This is a genomic window from Candidatus Pelagibacter communis (assembly GCF_001180205.1).
Taxonomy (GTDB): domain Bacteria; phylum Pseudomonadota; class Alphaproteobacteria; order Pelagibacterales; family Pelagibacteraceae; genus Pelagibacter; species Pelagibacter ubique_O.
The window spans coordinates 1-940 of record NZ_CVSU01000031.1 but is presented as its reverse complement, the minus strand read 5'-3'; the positions used below and the strand labels follow the sequence as shown (position 1 = coordinate 940).

The following is a 940-nucleotide window of genomic DNA, read 5'->3' as shown; positions in this document are numbered from 1 at the left end:
ACGTTCGGGTAAATATCCGCCTAGTTTTATCCTTTTTTCTTTTAAGTATTTTATTTCAGGAGATTTTTCGTCAGGCCTAAAGTATTCAATATTTCTCACCTGTTCATCTGATAAAGGAACATCAAATCGATCTCTATAGTACATCAAGTCATTAACATCTAATTTTTTAGTTTGATGAGTAGTATTTACACTTTCTCCTGATTTTCCCATTCCATAACCTTTTATAGTTTTTGCAATTATCACTGTTGGGCTTCCTTGATGTTTAGTTGCTTTATCATATGCAGCAAAAACTTTGTGAGGATCGTGACCACCTCTATTAAGCCTCCAGATATCTGTATCTGACATGCTTGAAACTAATTCTAATGCTTCAGGAGATTTCCCAAAAAACTTTTCTCTCACATAAGCACCGTCTCTTGCTTTCATTGCTTGGTACTCACCATCGACTGTCTCGTTCATAATTTTTATTAAGTGACCTGTTTTGTCATTAGCAAGCAATGGATCCCAATATGACCCCCAAATAACTTTAATTACATTCCAGCCTGATCCTCTGAAACTTCCCTCAAGCTCTTGAATAATTTTTCCGTTACCTCTAACGGGACCATCTAATCTTTGAAGATTACAATTTATCACAAATATTAAATTATCTAAATTTTCTCTTGCAGCTAATCCAATAGCTCCCATTGACTCAGGCTCATCCATCTCCCCGTCGCCTAAAAATGCCCATACTTTTCTTCCTTCATCTTTAATCAAACCTCTATTTATTAAATATTTCATGTATCTTGCTTGATATATAGCAAGCATAGGACCTAACCCCATGGATACAGTTGGGAACTGCCAAAAATTTGGCATTAGCCATGGATGTGGATATGACGATAGACCCCCAGGTTTTACCTCTTGCCTGAAACTATCTAATTGTTTTTCATTTAATCTACCCTCTAAG

At 36.0% G+C, this 940-nt stretch carries 1 pseudogene; it reads right to left on the bottom strand.

The features are described 5' to 3' along the window. Positions 1-940 (bottom strand): annotated as a pseudogene (locus AMO08_RS01625) (pyruvate dehydrogenase (acetyl-transferring), homodimeric type); the annotation flags it as partial.